The 17731-nt window shown below is 61.9% G+C and carries 18 protein-coding genes and 1 pseudogene; 11 read left to right on the top strand and 8 right to left on the bottom strand.

Features of this window, described 5'->3' with window-relative positions:
• Window positions 1–802, top strand: a pseudogene (locus ABJN75_RS03740) (ammonium transporter); the annotation flags it as partial.
• Between the two features lie 33 nt (window positions 803–835).
• Here ABJN75_RS03740 and ABJN75_RS03735 read toward each other — a convergent pair.
• Window positions 836–1096 (bottom strand): hypothetical protein, encoded by a 261-nt coding sequence (locus ABJN75_RS03735; protein WP_348436990.1) that lies wholly within the window; start codon window positions 1094–1096, stop codon window positions 836–838.
• Between the two features lie 47 nt (window positions 1097–1143).
• Between ABJN75_RS03735 and ABJN75_RS03730 the strand changes: the two genes are divergently transcribed.
• From ABJN75_RS03730 to ABJN75_RS03710, 5 genes are all read left to right on the top strand, one after another.
• The gene (locus tag ABJN75_RS03730; protein ID WP_348436987.1) at window positions 1144–1494 is read left to right on the top strand and encodes a P-II family nitrogen regulator; all 351 of its coding nucleotides are present in this window, start codon (window positions 1144–1146) and stop codon (window positions 1492–1494) included.
• Between the two features lie 64 nt (window positions 1495–1558).
• On the top strand, window positions 1559–2869 hold the full coding sequence (locus ABJN75_RS03725) for an ammonium transporter (RefSeq protein WP_348436992.1): 1311 nt from the start codon (window positions 1559–1561) through the stop codon (window positions 2867–2869).
• A gap of 170 nt (window positions 2870–3039) precedes the next feature.
• On the top strand, window positions 3040–5679 hold the full coding sequence (locus ABJN75_RS03720) for a DNA translocase FtsK (protein WP_348436986.1): 2640 nt from the start codon (window positions 3040–3042) through the stop codon (window positions 5677–5679).
• An 83-nt stretch (window positions 5680–5762) separates the two neighbouring features.
• Window positions 5763–6443, top strand: coding sequence for an outer membrane lipoprotein carrier protein LolA (locus ABJN75_RS03715; RefSeq protein ID WP_348436984.1), 681 nt, complete (start codon window positions 5763–5765; stop codon window positions 6441–6443).
• Window positions 6444–6674: 231 nt separating this feature from the next.
• Window positions 6675–7487 carry an exodeoxyribonuclease III gene (locus tag ABJN75_RS03710; RefSeq protein WP_348436982.1) on the top strand — a complete coding sequence of 271 codons (813 nt, stop codon included), beginning with the start codon at window positions 6675–6677 and terminating at the stop codon, window positions 7485–7487.
• A gap of 85 nt (window positions 7488–7572) precedes the next feature.
• Here ABJN75_RS03710 and ABJN75_RS03705 read toward each other — a convergent pair whose 3' ends face one another.
• Window positions 7573–8031 carry a cyclic nucleotide-binding domain-containing protein gene (locus ABJN75_RS03705; RefSeq protein WP_348436980.1) on the bottom strand — a complete coding sequence of 153 codons (459 nt, stop codon included), beginning with the start codon at window positions 8029–8031 and terminating at the stop codon, window positions 7573–7575.
• A 33-nt stretch (window positions 8032–8064) separates the two neighbouring features.
• On the bottom strand, window positions 8065–8748 hold the full coding sequence (locus ABJN75_RS03700) for a response regulator transcription factor (protein WP_348436978.1): 684 nt from the start codon (window positions 8746–8748) through the stop codon (window positions 8065–8067).
• A gap of 235 nt (window positions 8749–8983) precedes the next feature.
• On the opposite strand from ABJN75_RS03700, the gene ABJN75_RS03695 reads away from it, so the two are divergent.
• On the top strand, window positions 8984–9475 hold the full coding sequence (locus ABJN75_RS03695; RefSeq protein ID WP_348436975.1) for a L,D-transpeptidase family protein: 492 nt from the start codon (window positions 8984–8986) through the stop codon (window positions 9473–9475).
• A 25-nt stretch (window positions 9476–9500) separates the two neighbouring features.
• On the opposite strand, the gene ABJN75_RS03690 is transcribed toward ABJN75_RS03695, so the two are convergent.
• From ABJN75_RS03690 to tsaD, 5 genes are all read right to left on the bottom strand, one after another.
• Window positions 9501–9911 (bottom strand): DUF1761 domain-containing protein, encoded by a 411-nt coding sequence (locus tag ABJN75_RS03690; protein ID WP_348436973.1) that lies wholly within the window; start codon window positions 9909–9911, stop codon window positions 9501–9503.
• A 78-nt stretch (window positions 9912–9989) separates the two neighbouring features.
• Window positions 9990–10637, bottom strand: a complete 648-nt coding sequence (locus ABJN75_RS03685) for a methyltransferase (RefSeq protein WP_348436970.1) — start codon at window positions 10635–10637, stop codon at window positions 9990–9992.
• Between the two features lie 22 nt (window positions 10638–10659).
• The gene (locus ABJN75_RS03680; protein ID WP_348436968.1) at window positions 10660–11097 is read right to left on the bottom strand and encodes an EVE domain-containing protein; all 438 of its coding nucleotides are present in this window, start codon (window positions 11095–11097) and stop codon (window positions 10660–10662) included.
• 2 nt (window positions 11098–11099) lie between these two features.
• The gene (locus ABJN75_RS03675) at window positions 11100–11393 is read right to left on the bottom strand and encodes a YciI family protein (RefSeq protein ID WP_348436966.1); all 294 of its coding nucleotides are present in this window, start codon (window positions 11391–11393) and stop codon (window positions 11100–11102) included.
• A gap of 120 nt (window positions 11394–11513) precedes the next feature.
• Window positions 11514–12611 (bottom strand): tRNA (adenosine(37)-N6)-threonylcarbamoyltransferase complex transferase subunit TsaD, encoded by a 1098-nt coding sequence (gene tsaD / locus ABJN75_RS03670; RefSeq protein WP_348436963.1) that lies wholly within the window; start codon window positions 12609–12611, stop codon window positions 11514–11516.
• Between the two features lie 85 nt (window positions 12612–12696).
• Between tsaD and hemC the strand changes: the two genes are divergently transcribed.
• From hemC to ABJN75_RS03650, 4 genes are all read left to right on the top strand, one after another.
• The gene (gene hemC / locus ABJN75_RS03665; protein WP_348436961.1) at window positions 12697–13626 is read left to right on the top strand and encodes a hydroxymethylbilane synthase; all 930 of its coding nucleotides are present in this window, start codon (window positions 12697–12699) and stop codon (window positions 13624–13626) included.
• Window positions 13547–14401, top strand: coding sequence for a uroporphyrinogen-III synthase (locus ABJN75_RS03660; RefSeq protein ID WP_348436958.1), 855 nt, complete (start codon window positions 13547–13549; stop codon window positions 14399–14401). The genes hemC and ABJN75_RS03660 overlap by 80 nt, the downstream gene beginning before the upstream one ends.
• A gap of 90 nt (window positions 14402–14491) precedes the next feature.
• A complete protein-coding gene (locus ABJN75_RS03655; RefSeq protein WP_348436956.1) occupies window positions 14492–15973 on the top strand; it encodes a mitofilin family membrane protein in 1482 nt (493 codons plus the stop codon).
• A gap of 10 nt (window positions 15974–15983) precedes the next feature.
• The coding region (locus tag ABJN75_RS03650; protein ID WP_348436953.1) for a heme biosynthesis HemY N-terminal domain-containing protein at window positions 15984–17731 on the top strand (1748 nt) is incomplete at its 3' end.

Below are 17731 nucleotides of genomic sequence, written 5' to 3'. Positions count from 1 at the left end.
GTACCCAATCACCGGTTCATGGCAGTGGGGCGCTGGCTGGCTCAGTGAAGCAGGCTTCTCCGACTTTGCCGGTTCGACGCTGGTTCACTCGGTCGGTGGCTGGGCAGCTCTCGCAGGCGCCATCATCCTCGGCGCACGCCGCGGCAAATATGGTGCGGACGGCAAGGTCAACGCGATGCCGGGTTCCTCGATGGCTCTGGCGACGCTCGGCACCTTCATCCTGTGGCTCGGCTGGTTCGGCTTCAACGGTGCTTCGCAGTTGGCGCTGGGTTCGAATGGCGATGCATCCGACATCAGCCGGATCTTTGCCAACACCAATCTTGCCGCCTGTGGTGGTGTGATTGCAGCGATGATCCTCACTCAGATCATGTACAAGAAGGTCGATGTCACCATGGCGCTCAACGGTGCATTGGCTGGCCTGGTCTCGATTACCGCTGAACCGCTGATGCCTTCGCCGCTGACGGCAATCGTCATCGGCGCCATTGGCGGCGTCATCGTGGTGTTTGCCGTGCCGATGCTCGACAAGCTCAAGATCGATGATGTGGTCGGTGCGATTCCGGTCCACCTTCTGGCCGGTATCTGGGGCACATTCATCGTACCGTTCTCCAACCCGGAGATGTCCTACGGCACCCAGATCCTGGGTATTGTCTCGATCGGCGCCTTTACCTTCGTGGTGTCGGGTGCAGTCTGGTTCATCCTCAAGTCGACCATTGGCATTCGTGCCACGGAAGAACAGGAAATGATGGGTATGGACATGGCCGAAGTCGGTGTCGAAGCCTATCCGGAATTCACCAAGGGCTAAGGATCCTTCCAACGATCCCGTCGGGATGGATGTTCATCCCTGCCTCGGGGCCCGGTTTTCCGGGCCCCTTTTTGTATCGATTTCGGGCCTGGAAGCCGGATCGGGCCTGGCAGCAGGATTGGTGCGCAATGCACCAGTGATGAAATTTACGCCATTCTCTTGGGCGGTAATGCACAAATAATCAACAATTTGCAGTTCAACCGCGCGGTTTGCATGCGGATTCGGCTGTTTTTCCCCAGCAACGCCGTTTGGCACGGCACTTGATAGGGAAAGCTCATGCAGGTCGTCTTGCATGAGCAGGATTGCGCTTCATCAGCGGCGGCATGACCGCGGACAAAAGGATGGGAAACCAGATGAAAATTGTGATGGCCATCATCAAGCCGTTCAAGCTGGACGAAGTGCGTGAAGCGCTCACGGCTATCGGCATCCAGGGCCTGACTGTCAGCGAAGTCAAAGGCTACGGCAGGCAGAAGGGGCACACCGAAATCTATCGCGGGACCGAATACGCGGTGAGCTTTCTGCCCAAGTTGAAGATCGAAATCGCGATCGCCTCGGATGTTGTCGACAAGGCAGTCGAGGCCATCGCGACATCAGCCAAGACCGGCCAGATCGGTGACGGCAAGATCTTCGTTTACTCGATTGACCAGGCCATGCGCATACGCACCGGCGAAACCGACACCGCCGCGTTGTAAGGCAACAGGAGACATTTTCATGACACCTCAGATGTCACTCACATCACCTCTGCGGCTTGGCCTGATGGCCGCCGGCGCACTGGCGACCTTCGCCTTGCCGGCATTCGCCCAGGAGACAACCGAAGCCGCCGCCGCGACAATCAGCAAGGGCGACACCGCCTGGATGATGACCGCGTCACTGCTGGTGCTGTTCATGCTGATCCCCGGCCTGTCGCTGTTTTACGGTGGTCTGGTTCGTACCAAGAATATGCTGTCGGTGCTCATGCAGTGCACCCTGATCGCCGCAGTGGTGATGGTGATCTGGGTGTTTTACGGATACTCCTTTGCCTTCGGCGGCAGCACCTCCGCATTCTGGGGTGGCACCGCAAAGCTGTTTCTTTCCGGCGTAACGCTGGAGTCGACCGCGGCCACCTTCACCGATGGAGTGGTTCTGCCGGAATACGTGTTCATTGCCTTCCAGATGACCTTTGCCTGCATCACGCCTGCGCTGTTTGTCGGCGCATTCGCCGAGCGGATGAAGTTCTCGTCGGTGCTGATGTTCTCGGTGCTCTGGGTCACTTTCGTCTACTTCCCGATCGCGCACATGGTCTGGGACGGTTCCGGCCTGATCTTCAACATGGGCGCCATCGATTTTGCCGGCGGCACCGTGGTGCACATCAATGCCGGCATCGCGGCTCTGGTGGCATCGATCGTGCTGGGACCGCGCATTGGTCTGGGCAAGGACATGATGGCGCCGCATTCGATGACGTTGACCATGGTCGGCGCGGCAATGCTCTGGGTCGGCTGGTTCGGTTTCAACGCCGGATCCAACCTCGAAGCCACCGCCGGCGCCACGCTTGCGATGATGAACACCTTCGTCGCCACCGCCGGTGCGATCATCAGCTGGTGTGCGATTGAAGCGCTGTTCCGCGGCAAGGCATCCGGTCTTGGCGCCGCCTCGGGCATGGTTGCCGGCCTGGTTGCGATCACGCCAGCGTCCGGCACCACCGGCCCGGTCGGCGCCATCGTGCTTGGTCTGCTTGTTTCGCCGGTCTGCTACTTCTTCGTCTCCAAGGTGAAGTCCAGATTCGGTTACGATGACAGCCTCGATGTGTTTGGTGTCCATGGAATCGGCGGAATTGTCGGCGCCATCGGCACCGGCATCCTCTGCGCGCCGTCGCTGGGCGGCACCGGCTTTGTCGTCGAAGCCGGCACCATGGGGGCCCAGCTGATGGCCCAGATCAAGGCAGTGGCGATCACCATCGTGTGGTCGGGTATCGGCTCGCTGATCCTGCTTTACATCGTCAAATCGGTGCTTGGCCTGCGCGTCAGTGTCGAAGACGAACGCCAGGGCCTCGATCTGGCGTCGCACGGTGAAGCTGCCTACCACGGCTGATCAGCTCGCCGGATCTGACACACCAGACGCGGCCCGCAATTTCGGGCCGCGTTTCTGGTTTGAGCGCCTGGCAATTTCTGCATGGTTAATGCCGTATTAACCCGGCTCCGGTTAGGTTTGTGCGAGATGGGTTCGTAAGAGCCCGAAACCCGTTCGGACGTGATCTTACCATGCAGTCAGGCTCTCCCACACTTTCCCCAGGCGTTTCCTCACGCAACACCCTGCTCGGCGACTTGCTGCGGCGGCAGATCCGGTTCGTGATCGGTCTGGCAATCCTGGCGGGTCTGGCGCTTGCGATCGCAGCACTTGCCACCTGGAACGTTGCTGATCCAAGCTTCTCCAACGCCAATGGAGCGGTCCCGCACAACGCGCTTGGATTCAGCGGCGCGGCGTTCGCGGATCTGGTGATGCAGTTCTTCGGGCTTGCGGGTGTCATCGGGCTGCTGCCGGCCCTGTTCTGGGCCATCGGATTGATTCGCAATCATCCTGTTGACCGGATTTCGCGCCGCAGCGCCGCCTGGTTCGGTGGCGCATGGCTGACCGCGGCCCTGTTTGGCCTGATGCCGAGTTCGCAAAGCTGGCCACTGCCCAACGGGCTCGGCGGCGTGCTCGGTGACATGGCGCTGAAGATCCCGTCGGTCTTCACCGGCGGTTTCCCCTCCGGGCTTGTGGCGGTGATTCTGGGGGTGCTGCTGGCGCCGGCTGCCGGCTGGCTGCTGGTTTTTGGCGCGGGACTGACGGGCCGTGCAGCGGTTGCAGGCGCTGCACAGTCGGATCAGGCTGACTCCGAGGATGAAGACGATGTATCATCAAGCGGATCGCTGATGCTCGGCGCACTCACCCACTCCTGGTATACCCTGCGTGGCCGGGTCCGGCGTTTGACCGGTCTGGCCGCCTCGGCCAGGCGGCGGGTCATGCCGGACGGACCGCTCGATCTCAACACCGAATACGACAGCACGGACGATCATGTGTTCGCCGATCCGCGCCCGGCCAGGCAGGAAAGGGTTGAACCCGGCTTCGCCGCCCCGGTGTCGCAGAAGCGCAATGTCAGCATCGACGATGCTCCGCCTTTCGATCTTGACGATGAGGTTCTGCCCGATGGCGTGTTGTCGGGAGAGACAGATGATGACGATCCGGCGGCCGACTGGCGTCCACAGGCGGCGCCCTCAAGGGTGGTGGCGCCCGAACGCCCGGTGACATCGTCACCGCGCATCGCAGCGCCCGCCGAACGGCCCAAGCCCGGCGCCCGGGTGCAGCGCGATGCACAGGGCTCGATGCTCGAGGAGCATGGCTTTTCACTGCCATCGGTGCATCTGCTCGCCGAGGCGCGCAACATGGCCAAGGATGCTTCGCTGTCACCGGAAGCGCTTGAGCAGAATGCCCGCATGCTCGAAGGCGTGCTGGAGGATTTCGGCGTCAAGGGCGAGATCATTCATGTCCGCCCCGGCCCGGTGGTGACGCTTTACGAACTTGAACCGGCGCCGGGCATCAAGTCCTCGCGCGTGATCGGGCTTGCCGATGATATCGCGCGCTCGATGAGCGCCATTGCCGCACGTGTCGCGGTGGTTCCCGGGCGCAACGCCATCGGCATTGAATTGCCCAACCAGAAACGCGAAACCGTGTTTTTGCGCGAACTGATTGCCAGCCGCGATTTCGAGGCCTCGAAGGCCAAGCTCGGGCTGGCGCTGGGCAAGACCATCGGCGGCGAGCCGGTGATCGCCGATCTCGCCAAGATGCCGCACCTGCTGGTTGCGGGAACCACCGGTTCGGGCAAGTCGGTGGCCATCAACACGATGATCCTGTCGATCCTTTACAAGATGGATCCGTCGAAATGCCGGCTGATCATGATCGATCCGAAAATGCTGGAGCTTTCGGTCTATGACGGCATCCCTCATCTGCTCACGCCGGTGGTGACGGATCCGAAAAAAGCGGTCGTGGCGCTCAAATGGACCGTCCGCGAGATGGAAGAGCGCTACAAGAAAATGTCGAAGATCGGCGTGCGCAACATCGACGGCTTCAATGCCCGGGTCGAACAGGCGGCAAGCTCGGGCGAGCCGTTGACCCGCACCGTGCAGACCGGGTTTGACCGGCACACCGGCGAGGCCGTCTACGAAACCGAGGAGTTCGATCTCACACCGCTGCCCTACATCATCGTGTTGATCGACGAGATGGCCGATCTGATGATGGTGGCCGGCAAGGATATCGAGGGCGCGGTGCAGCGGCTGGCGCAGATGGCGCGCGCCGCCGGCATCCATGTGATCATGGCGACGCAGCGGCCTTCGGTCGATGTCATCACCGGTACGATCAAGGCCAACTTCCCGACCCGTATCTCCTTCCAGGTGACATCCAAGATCGATTCGCGCACCATTCTGGGCGAGCAGGGCGGCGAGCAGCTTCTGGGGATGGGCGACATGCTGTTCATGGCCGGCGGCGGACGCATCCAGCGTGTGCACGGCCCGTTCGTCTCGGACAAGGAAGTCGAGGACATTGTCTCCTATCTGAAGACGCAAGGCGTGCCGGAATATCTTGATGCGATCACCGAAGACGATGACGACGGCGATGGTGGCGGCGGACCCGCGGGAACGTCCAATCTCGCGGATTCGGATGATCCCTATGACCAGGCTGTCGCCATCGTGCTGCGCGACGGCAAGGCCTCGACCTCCTACATCCAGCGGCGGCTCGGAATCGGCTATAACCGCGCCGCCTCACTGATCGAGCGGATGGAAAACGAGGGCATCATCAGTGCCGCCAACCATGCGGGCAAGCGTGAAATTCTTGTGCCGACCGAAGACGACATCGATCCGCGGTAACGCAAACGGGTCAGAGAGGCTGTGCGTCATACTGGCGCCGTAGTCTTGGGCGACACGAAGATTGAAACGAAACGGAGACAGAAATGTCGAAACAGACCATTTCCAGCGCGGTTATCAAACACGACCCGGTTCGCAGGGCGCTTCTGGGCGCGGGTTTGGGTTTGGGATTGTCGTTGATGGCGGCAGCGGCCGGACTCGCGGCGTTTACCGGGTCCGCGCGCTCGGCGGAAACGGCGCAGAAGCTCGCTGATCATTTTTCCTCGGTCAAGACCATGACGGGCGAGTTCATCCAGTTCGGCCCGAATGGCGAACAGACCGGCGGCAAGTTCTTTATCGATCGCCCCGGCAAACTGCGCTTCAACTACGAGGAACCTTCGGCGGTCCGGGTCATTGCCGATGGCAAGGCGGTTGTCATCGGCAATCGCAAACTCAAGACCTGGGACCTCTATCCGCTCGACAAGACGCCGCTCAAGCTGCTTTTGTCGGAACGGATCGACCTGTCGGGCGAAACCGTCCAGTCGGTGACGGAGGATCCGGATCTGACCACGATTGTGCTGGGCAACAAGTCGATTTTCGGCGATTCGACCATCAGCCTGATGTTTGATCCGGAATCGTTCGAGCTCAGGCAGTGGACCATCCGCGATGCGCAGGGCAAGGACACCTCGGTGATGATCTTCAACGTCCAGACCGGGGTCAAATTCGCTGACAATGTCTTCCAGGTGCCCTATTCCGAAGTGCACAAGCGGCAGCGCGGCGGCGGCTGAACAGCGCCTTGCGGCAATGCCGCGGGAGTGTCTCCGGATTTTTCCCGCTTGGGGCGATTGGTTGTTGTTTTCCGGCTTTACCGACCAGAGAGCGACGGACTTACGGTCCTGTCTCGCGGCTTGTGTTGGATTGAGTGTGCAAAGAACGCTTTAGCGCTTTGACAAGATGCATCCAGGTTATAGTTCAAAGGAACCCTTTTGAACCCGGCATGCATTACAAGGCGATCCGATTTGGCATTTTCCGTTACCACCTGGAATATCAATTCCGTGCGGCTGAGAATGCCGCTGGTTCAGCATTTTCTTGAAACCGTGCAACCCGATGTCCTGTGTCTGCAGGAGACCAAGTGTCCCAATGACGCGTTCCCCAGCGCGGCATTCCGCAAGCTGGGCTATGAGCATATCGCGATCCACGGGCAGAAAGGCTATCACGGCGTCGCCATCATATCGCGGCTGCCGCTTTCGGGTGACCATCGTCAAACCTATTGCGAGATTGACGATACCCGTAATGTGTCGGCCGTGGTCGAGGCGCCCGGCTCGCGGAAAATCAGGGTGCACAATTTCTATGTGCCGGCGGGCGGCGACGAGCCTGACCGGACGATCAATCCGAAGTTCGGCCACAAGCTCGATTTCATCGAAGAGATGAAATCCCTCCACGCCGAGGCCGGGAAGGCCGAAGGCATCTCCTCGATTCTGGTCGGCGATCTCAATATCGCGCCGCTCGAAACCGATGTCTGGTCGCACAAGCAGCTTCTCAAGGTGGTCAGCCACACCCCGGTGGAAACCGAAAATCTGGTAGCCATGCAACAGGCCGGCGCCTGGGTCGACCTGATCCGGTCGCATATTCCGCCCGAGGAAAAGATCTTCACCTGGTGGAGCTACCGCGCGCGCGAATGGGATACGGCTGACCGTGGCCGGCGGCTCGACCACATCTGGTCGTCAGCCGATCTGCTGCCCTCGCTGTCGCGGATCGACGTGTTGCGCGAAGCCCGCGGTTGGGAACGTCCGTCGGATCATGTTCCCGTGACGGCCCATTTTGATTTCTGATGCATGTCGCACAGGTGTGCAGCGGTTTTTTACGATAACGCCATGCAAAAACCGTGAGATGACGCGGGTCAGGCGCTGAAACGGATCAGCCGGCAAAACGCCCGGCGATCTTGCCCAGACCGGCGCTAAGCACGGCAAGGTTGTCGCTGATGCGCTGCCGGACGATGTCGGCGATGTCTGGGTATTCCTCGAGCATGCGCCGGAACAGCGGCCGGTTGATGCGGATGACTTCGGCGTTATCGGGGGCGATGGCCGTCATCGACCGGTTGATAGCGGTCACCATCGCCAGTTCGCCCAAAAGAGTGCCGCGCTCGGCCATGCCAAGCACCTCGGTATGGCCATCCCGGGTCTTTCGGCTCAGTTCGAACCTTCCATCGGCGACGACAAAGGCGCAATCGGCCGGCGTTCCCTCGCGGAACAGCACCTGGCCCGGCTGCAGCTTGCGCCGTTCGGCGCCGAACGCGATCAGCCGCAATTTGTCTTCGCCGATGTCCTGGAACAGGGAAACCATCGAAAGCAGGGCAATGTCGTCATTCAGCGCCACGGGCGTATTCCTTGAGGGAAAGGGGACAACATTTTACGGAATGATCTTGTAGCCGCCGCTTTCGGTGACCAGGATCTCCGCATTTGACGGATCGGCCTCGATCTTCTGGCGCAGGCGATAGACATGGGTTTCCAGCGTGTGTGTGGTGACGCCGGAATTGTAGCCCCAGACTTCTTCGAGCAGAACATCGCGGGTGACGACCTTCTGATCCGCGCGATACAGATAGCGGATGATCGCTGCTTCCTTCTCTGTCAGGCGGATCTTGCCGCCTTTCTCGTCAAGCAGCAGTTTTTGGCTCGGTTTGAAGGTGTAGGGACCGACCGTAAACGTCGCGTCCTCGCTCTGTTCGTGCTGGCGCAGTTGCGCGCGGATGCGCGCCAGCAGCACGGCAAACCGGAACGGCTTGGTGACATAATCGTTGGCGCCTGCCTCCAGTCCCAGAATCGTGTCCGAATCGGTGTCATGGCCGGTGAGCATGATGATCGGTGATTTGAAGCCGCCCTTGCGCAACAGCTTGACCGCCTCGCGCCCGTCCATGTCCGGTAGGCCGACATCCATGATCAGCAGATCGACATGGTCGGCACGCGCCGCCTGGACGCCCTTGGTTGCGGAAGATTGCTGGGAAATCGCGAATTCCTCATACAGCGAAAGCTGCTCGACAAGGGTTTCCCTCAAATCATCATCGTCATCTACCAGCAGGATCGAGCGAGCGGTCATTGCGGCATTCCTCTTCATATTGACGCGGGCGCAGGTCCGGGCTGACGCACCAGTATGCGCCAACTGACATGTATGTTCCCCTGTTTAGGCACTTTCGAGGCAGCGGCAAAGTGTTAAATAGGATCAGGGATCACAGGTGGAGCACTTGATCGTGAGGTTTTTGTTACAGAAAAGACCGATCAGGGGAAAACCCCCGCGCAATTTTTCTGTGATTCGCTCCATCACAGTGCGAAAAATGCCAGGCGACAGCCTCACGGCGCTGGTCCGTTTCGGGCCGCTGGTTTTTCCTGCGGCACTTGGCCGTGGCGGCATTTCGAGCTTCAAGCGCGAGGGCGACGGGTGCACGCCGCGCACCGTGATGGCAGTACTTGGCGGTTTTCGCCGTGGCGGCATGCTTACGCCCGACCGCTCCGCGACCCGGCTTTTCCGGGCGGGTGATACCGATGGCTGGTGCGACGCGCCAGCGCATGCCGCCTACAACCGGCAGGTCCGGCTGCCGTTTTCTGCCAGCCATGAAACCCTGCTGCGCGATGACGTGCTGTATGATTTTGGCTTCATTCTCGACTGGAACATCCGCTCGCGGCGGCGCGGGGCTGGCAGCGCCATTTTTCTGCATGTCGCGAAACCTGGTTTTCCGCCGACGCAAGGCTGCATCGCTCTCAAACGCCGCGACTTGCAGCGACTGATGCCTTTCCTGCGGCGCGGAACCCTGATCCGCGTGGTCTAGACCTCAGGTATGGCGCTCTGTCAGGTTACACCCCGAACAGGCCAATTGTTGCGCCGATGCCGATCATCACCAGCAGCCAATGCAGACCGTCGATGAGCGTGAGATCCCAGCCAAAGCCCTGATACCGCTGGTTGATGGTCATCGTGGTAAAAATAATGCCCACCCAGATGAACACCCCGGAAACGATGCCGTTGACCAGCGTGACCTGGCCCAGTCCGAGGTGACCGATGATGCCGGAGGTGACGAAGGCCAGAATGAGTTCGAGAATGAAGGTTGTGATCATCAGCGGCGCCATTGCCGGCTTCGCTCCCTCGGGATCCAGCCGTGCTGCTTTCATCCAGGGTTTGCTCAGGGTTGAATAGTAAATGGCGCCGATGACGAAGGCGACGACTGCAGCGACCAGGATCGCCAGGTAGTTCATGCCCGCGAATTGCATTTCACGTCTCCCGTTCAAAATCAGCTGGATCAGGATTTGCCAATCCGCCGGCGAGGTCAAGCCGGATCGTTGCTCATATCACCCGGCAACCCGCCACACCGAGGTGCGCTTGATTTCGCTGTCTTCCAGCGCACGGGTGACCGGCACGTTATAGCTGGCGAGAAGTTCCATTCTGTCGCGCGGACAATAGGCCCTGCCCGGATCGCCCACCAGCACCAGCGCGCCGCGCTGCGCCAAAGCGGTAAACCAGGGCCAGATCAGCCTGGCCATGGCTTGATCGTAAAAAACGTCTCCGGCGAGGATCACGTCCCAGCCTTCGTCAATCCCGATCAGGTCTGTCTGGCGGAAGTCGAAGGCGACACGATTTTCATCTGCGTTGAGCCGGGCCGCGGTTGCGGCCCAGGGATCGATGTCGGCGGCTGTGACCCGTGCAGCGCCGGCTCGTTTGGCGGCAATTGCCACAAGTCCGGATCCGGTGGCGAAATCCAGAACCGATTTGGCTTCGACAAGTCCCGGATTGTCGATGAGATGCCGCGCCAGGCCCTGACCGCCGGCCCAGGCAAAGGCCCAGAACGGCGGCGGCAGGCCGAGTGCATCGAGCTCTTCCTCGGTCTTGAGCCACAATTCATGGGCCTCATTGGCCAGGTACAGCCGGATTTCCGGTACATGCGGCGGCGAGGCAAGCGCGGTGTTGGCGCGGATGAAGATCTCCGGCTCGGTTTTCATCAAGCCGCTCCGCGATCCGGTGTCACTCGGGCGAGCGCGGCGGATTTTCGAGTCCGCCCATCCGGCAGACCTCGAGATACTCCGCCTCGGTCACCGGCTGTACCGACAGCCGCATCGAGGTGACCAGGCTCATCTGCGCCAGCTTCGGATTGGCCTTGACGTCTTTCAGCGTCACCGGCTTGGGCATGTCGCAGACGGCGCGGATGTCGACGCATTCCCAGCGCGGATCGTCGATGGTGGTATCGGGATGAATGAGATTGCAAACCTCGGCTATGCCGACCACTTCAAGGCCTTCATTGGAGTGATAGAAGAACGCCTTGTCGCCCAGCTTCATGGCGCGCATGTTGTTGCGGGCCTGATAATTGCGGATGCCGTCCCATTGCTCGCCAACGTCACCCTTGGCCTTCTGCATTTCCCAGGACCATTTGAACGGCTCGGACTTGAACAGCCAATAGGCCATCTTCACGCCTCCGGATTCTTGAAGACCCAGTTGAAGCCACGAACTTCGACCGATTCGAACAGCCCGGCGACCGCATAGGGATCACGCGCCGCAATTGCCTCCGCCTCGTCCTTGCTGTCGGCGGCAATCACCACCAGGCTGCCGATCGGTTTCTCGTTGTCGCCCAGCAGCGGACCTGCCATTTTCAGGATGCCCTGTGCATCAAGTGCCTTGAGGTGCTCGACATGGGCAGGCCGTTCGGCAAGCCGCTTGTCGAGTGAATTGGGCTTGTCTTTGCACATCAGTGCATAAAGCATGAGAACTCCATCAGGTGAGGCCATCAAGGCGTGTGTGGTCCGGACCGGGGACGCCGATCAGTTTCCGGCGCATTCTATGCCTTGCCCGGACAGCGGATTCAATCCCGCACCGGATTCGGGTCAGGCCTTTGCGCCGCGTTTGCCATGACCAATCACGGTTGTGGCGGTCTGATCGAGCGGCCAGCGCGACCGGGGGGCAAGATTGAGCGCATCGAACGGCAATCCGGCGGCCATCCGCTCGGCGCCGGCCCAGGCGATCATCACCGCATTGTCGGTGCACAGGTTGAGCGGCGGCGCGATAAAACGGAAGCCGGCTCTTGAAGCGCGACTTTCGAGCGTGACACGGATCGACTTGTTGGCGGCAACACCGCCGGCGACCACAAGCGCGGGTTCCGATTCGGTACCGAAACGCTGCGAAAAACGTTCCAGCGCCATCGAAATCCGGTCATCGATGCTGGAGGTGACCGAAATCTGGAAGGCCAGGCACAGATCGGCAATGGTCTGCTGTGACAGCGGTGCCTGCGCTTCGGCCATCTGCCGAACTGCGGTTTTCAGGCCGGAGAAGGAAAAGTCCAGCCGCGGGTCCTTGCGCATTGGCACCGGCAGGCGAAAGCGTCGGGGCGTGCCTGACAGCGCGGCCTGCTCCACCGCCGGGCCGCCGGGATAGCCCAGTCCCAACAGTTTCGCGGTCTTGTCGAAGGCCTCCCCGAGTGCATCGTCAATGGTCGTGCCCCAGCGCTCGTAATCGTTGACGCCCTTGACCAGCACGATCTGGGTGTGGCCGCCTGATACCAGCAGCAGCAGGTAGGGAAACGCCACATTGTCAGTCAGCCGTGCGGTCAGCGCGTGGCCCTCGAGATGATTGATGCCGATGAACGGCTTGCCGGTGGCCATGGCGATGGCCTTTCCGGTCATCAGTCCAACCATCAGGCCGCCAATCAGGCCGGGTCCGGAGGTGACGGCAATCGCGTCCAGTTCGCCGAGCGATACGCCGCTTTCCGTCATTGCCTGGCTGACCAGCCGGTCGAGCGTCGAGACATGCGAGCGGGCAGCGAGTTCCGGCACGACGCCGCCAAACGCTGCATGCAGATCGAGCTGGCTCAGCACCACATCGGACAGGATATCGCCGGTGCCGTCGGCATGGCGGCGAACCACCGAGGCGGCGGTCTCGTCGCAGCTGGTCTCGATCCCCAGAATTGTCAATTCGCCAATGCCCATGATTGTCCCTGATGCCGCGCGGCTCGATGTTGCGCTCGCGGGATGATCCCGATACCTGTTTGTCGGTAACAACGGAACGGATGTCTTGCAAATGAAACCTTACCGCATCGGAACTCGCGGCAGTCCGCTTGCGCTCGCACAGGCCCATGAAACACGCTCCCGGCTGATGGCGGCGCATTCGCTACCCGAAGATGCGTTCGAAATCGTGGTGCTGTCGACCAAGGGTGACCGGGTGACCGACCGGCCATTGTCGGAAATCGGCGGCAAGGGACTGTTCACCGAGGAGATCGAGGAACAGCTCAGCGACGGACGGCTTGATCTGGCGGTGCATTCCTCCAAGGACATGCCGACCGTGCTTCCCGACGGGCTCGGTCTGGTGGCTTTTCTCGAACGTGAAGACGTGCGCGATGCCTTCATTGGCCGCGCCGCGCCGCGGCTTGAGGATTTGCCACTGAATGCCGTGGTCGGGTCTGCCTCGCTGAGGCGCCAGGCGCTGATCCGGCGGTTGCGTCCGGATATCTCGGTGATCACGTTCCGGGGACAGGTGGAAACGCGGTTGCGCAAGCTCGACGAGGGGTTGGCCGATGCCACGCTTCTGGCCCATGCCGGCCTGAAGCGGTTGGGCAATACAAAAGTCATCACCGAGCTTCTCGATCCCGAAAGTTTCCCGCCGGCGCCGGGACAGGGCGCGATCTGCATTGAAGCCCGGCTCAATGACGAGCGGATTGCGGAATTGCTGGCGCCGATCAATCATCCCGCCACCCAGGCTGCGCTGCTGTGCGAGCGGGCGTTTCTGGGCGCGCTCGATGGCTCCTGCCGGACGCCGATTGCCGGGCACGCGACAATAGCCGGAGACCGTTTGACCTTCTTCGGCATGATCCTGACACCCGACGGAACGGTGTGGCACGATATCCGCACGGAGGGACCTGTCGGCGATGCCCCGGTGCTCGGCGCCGACGCCGGTATGGAAGTTCGTGGCAGGGCCGGCAGCAGTTTCTTCGACAGCTGGGTCTGAGGCGAAGCGGATGCGCGTTCTGGTGACACGACCGGAACCCGGTGCTGCCCGAACCACCGCGAGGCTTTCTCGTCTCGGACACGACGCTGTTTGCATGCCGCTGTTTGAAACCACGATTACCGCAGTGGTCGGCGATTTGCCGCCCGCCAGCCGGATCAGCGGATTTATTGCCACCAGCGCCCGCGCATTTGCGTTGTTTGGGGCAGGGAATTCTGCTGACAGATCGATTTTCGATAGTCCGGTTCATGTGGTCGGCCCGGCCACGGCCCAGGCAGCACGGGAAGCGGGATTTGCCACCATCGACGAGGCGGGAGGGGTCGCGCGGGATCTGGCAAGGGCCGTGATCGATCGCCATTCGACTGCTGACAGCGGTGATACCAGGACCGGGTCAGAGGCTGCGCAACGCGGACTCATTTATCTCGCGGGCGTGCCGCGAACCTCCGTGATCGAGGATGCTCTGCGTTCCGCAAGGGTCCGATTTTCCGTGGTTGAATGCTACAAAATGACTGAAATAAGTTATTCGACTGACATTTTAATTTCGGGCATTTTGTCACCTCCGCCCGATGTTGTCCTGCTCTATTCGGGGGGTGCCGTGCGGCGTCTGGTGGACCTTGCAACGGCAGAAGAGGTCGGCAAGACCCTGAATAAGGCACGTTTCGCCTGCCTGTCGCAGGCAATTGCGGCGGAACTGCCCGAACAGTGGAGGGCGCGGGCGGTTGCTGCAGACCACCCCGATGAAGACAGCCTGCTTGCATCACTCGCCGCATTGGGATGATTTGCGCACATGGCGACGGCGATGGTCCGGAGATGTGCCATATATCGCTGACCATCAGTCTCGCGCAAACCAGATCAAGCAGGAAACGCCATGAGCAAGGGCCCTACCCCGCGACATTCCAAATCACCCGAGCCGGTCACCATTGACCTGGACGCAACCGACGTGACGCCGAAGAATGAGGATCTGCGACCAAAGCCGTCAGCGGCCGGTCAGGCCGGTGCGAAAGCCGGCGGGACACCAACTTCGGCCAGGTCCACCCCGTCGTCTGCGAAAGCCGACGTCCCTAAAGCCGATGCCCTCAAAACCGATGGCGGGAAAACCGATGCCGGCAAAACCGGCGACGCAAAGCCAGGCATGGAAAAACCCGGCGCCGGTGCAAAGCCGGCTCAATCCCCGGTCGAGACCAAAGCGCCCGATGCCCACGCCGGCAAGGCCAGGCCGGGTTCGACGGAGGACAAAGCTTCCGCGTCAACCGGCAAGTCCGGCGGCGGGCTCGGCATGGTGGCCTCCGGCCTGATCGGCGCGGTAATCGCGCTTGGCGGCGGCTATGCGTTGCAGATGGGTGGCCTGCTTCCGGCCCCCAATGGTAGCGGCGATCAGGTGCAGGCGGTGTCGGCGAAGCTCGACAGCGTGTCGACAAACGTCGAAACGCTGGCAAGTCAGGTGGCCGAATCGGCCAGCGCCAACGGTGCCGGGATCCCGGCTGAAGTGTCGGCGCGTCTAGATGCTCTGGAGACGGGCCTCGCCCAGGTGGCGGCAGGCGGGGAAACGTCCGATCCCGACGCGATGGCTTCGCTCAATGAAAAAATTGCCGGGCTCGAGGCCAGGCTTGCGGCGCTCGGCGAGAGCAGCGGCAATGGTGCGACTGATCCGGCACTAAGCGCTGACATCAGTGAAATGCGCGCAGCCCAGACCGGGCTGCAGAGCGCAGTCACGGAATTGCAGAGCCAGACATCGGCAAGCATCTCGGAGTTGTCGGAAAAAATCGCCGGGATCGAACAGCGCCAATCCGATCTGGCAAGCCGGCTTGATGAGCCGGGCAGACAGGTCGATCTGGCACGCGCCATCGCCGCCGCCGGGCTCAAGTCGGCGATTGACCGGGGCGGACCATTCATGTCCGAACTCGAGGCCTTCGCCTCCGTGGCTCCCGATGATCCGGCGGTGTCCGAGCTGAGGGATCTGGCCGCGCGCGGCGTGCCAAGCCGGTCGAGGCTGATCGAAGGTTTTCCCGACGCGGCCACCACGGCAATCGCGGCGGCTGAACCCGCCGAACCGGATGCCGGGCTGGTCAACCGGTTGATGTCGAGCGCGCTGTCGGTGGTCAAGGTGCGCAAGGTCGGCGAGATCGAGGGTGACAGCCCCGAGGCAATCACCGCGCGAGCCGAGGCCCGGTTGATGGATGGAAATCTTGATGCGGCGCTGGCTGAGTGGAACAGTCTGCCAGAGGCCTCCCGCGCCGCTGCGTCCGCCTATGGCGATGCGCTTGCCGCGCGCGCCCGCGCCGAAAAGCTGATCGCCGCTTCGTTGGCGCCGGCAGGCACGCCCGCTACGTCCGAAGCCCCGGCCAATTAGGAGACCCGTTATGATCCGGTTGTTAATCTTTGTTGTGCTGGTTCTGGCGCTGGGTTTCGGTTTTGCCTGGCTTGCCGACCGTCCCGGCGATCTGTTTATCGTCTGGCAGGACCGTCGTATCGAAATGTCGCTGATGACGGCGGTCACGGCAATCGCGGCGCTGATTGCGGCGATCATGATCAGCTGGTGGCTGATCCGCGCCATTATTTACTCGCCGCGCACGGTGTCGCGCTATTTCCGGGCCAACAAGCGGGACCGGGGCTATCAGGCGCTGTCGACCGGTCTGCTCGCCGCAGGCGCCGGCGACGCCGCCTTGGCGCGCAAGATGAACAAGCGGACAAAGGGTCTGCTCAAATCCGATCAGGAGCCGCTGATTCATCTTCTCGATGTGCAGGCGGCGTTGATCGAGGGTCGGCATGAGGAAGCCCGCAAGCTTTTCGAGGCGATGGCCGAGGATCCCGAGACCAGGCTTCTTGGCTTGCGCGGGCTGTATCTGGAGGCGCAACGGCAGGGCGCGGACGAGGCGGCGCAGCATTATGCCGAGACCGCCGCGGAGCAGGCGCCGCAATTGCCGTGGGCGGCATCCGCCGCGCTGTCCAACCGGACCCGCGAAGGAAAATGGGACGAGGCGTTGAGCCTGCTCGACCGGCAGCGTCAGGCGGGCACAGTCGAAGGCTCGGTTGCCGACCGGAAGAAAGCGGTCTTGCTCACCGCGCGCGCCCGCGACACCGTCGACAGCGATCCTGCGGCGGCGCGCGACGATGCGCTGGCGGCGCTGAAACTGGCGCCGGCGTTTCCGCCGGCTGCGATTGTCGCAACAAAGGCGCTGCTCAGGCAGGACAATCTGCGCAAGGCCGCAAAGATCCTCGAGACCGCCTGGAAAGCCAATCCGCATCCGGACATAGCCGAGGCTTATGTCAGGGCGCGTATCGGCGACACCGCCGCCGACCGGTTCAAGCGCGCCGAGCGGCTGGAAAAACTCAAGCCCAACAACCCGCAGTCCCTTGAAGCGGTCGCTCGCGCAGCGCTGGACGCCCACGAGTTTGATCTCGCCCGGCAAAAGGCCCAGGCCGCGGCGCGCCTGCAGCCCTGCGAGGGCGTCTATCTGCTGCTTGCAGATATCGAGGAAGCCGAAACCGGCGATCAGGGCCGTGTCCGGCACTGGTTGAGCCAGGCGGTGCGGGCGCCGCGGGATCCGGCCTGGACGGCGGATGGATATGTGTCTGAAACCTGGGAGCCGGTTTCACCGGTGACCGGCGAGCTCGACGCCTTCGAGTGGAAGGTTCCGGTCGAACAACTCGCAGGACCTCATATCGACAACCAGTCGCCGGAGCAGGGATTTGACCGGGCCATGGCAAGTCTGCCGCCGGTTCGCAATCAGCCCGCCAGCGCTGCGGTAACGGCCAGCGCTGCGGCTCCGGTCGCCGAGGCAGGAGCCGTCGTTGCGAAGGCTGCGAGCCCGGCGCCAGCGGACAAGACAGACGCTGCCGCCAAGAAGGTCACGCCCCTCCATGGCGACGTCGAGGAAACGCCAAACCTGGAGCCCGAGCCTGATCAACCGGTTCAGTCCGGCGATGCAAAGGTCGTCGTGCCAGACGCCGATGAGCAGGCGGACAAGGCTGTACCGGCGGCTGCCGGCATGTCAGGCGTAGCCAGCGGCAGCACCGATAGCAGCACGGCTGGCGACACAGCATTGCAGCCGGCCGGTAGTGCAGACAGGGCAAAGGCCGGCAACTCACCGGCTTCTTCGGTCGATCC

The sequence above is a fragment of the Hoeflea sp. genome, from assembly GCF_039975035.1.
Lineage (GTDB): Bacteria > Pseudomonadota > Alphaproteobacteria > Rhizobiales > Rhizobiaceae > Hoeflea.
The sequence above is the reverse complement of the archived record's forward strand: the minus strand, read 5'-3'. Positions and strand labels throughout refer to the sequence as shown.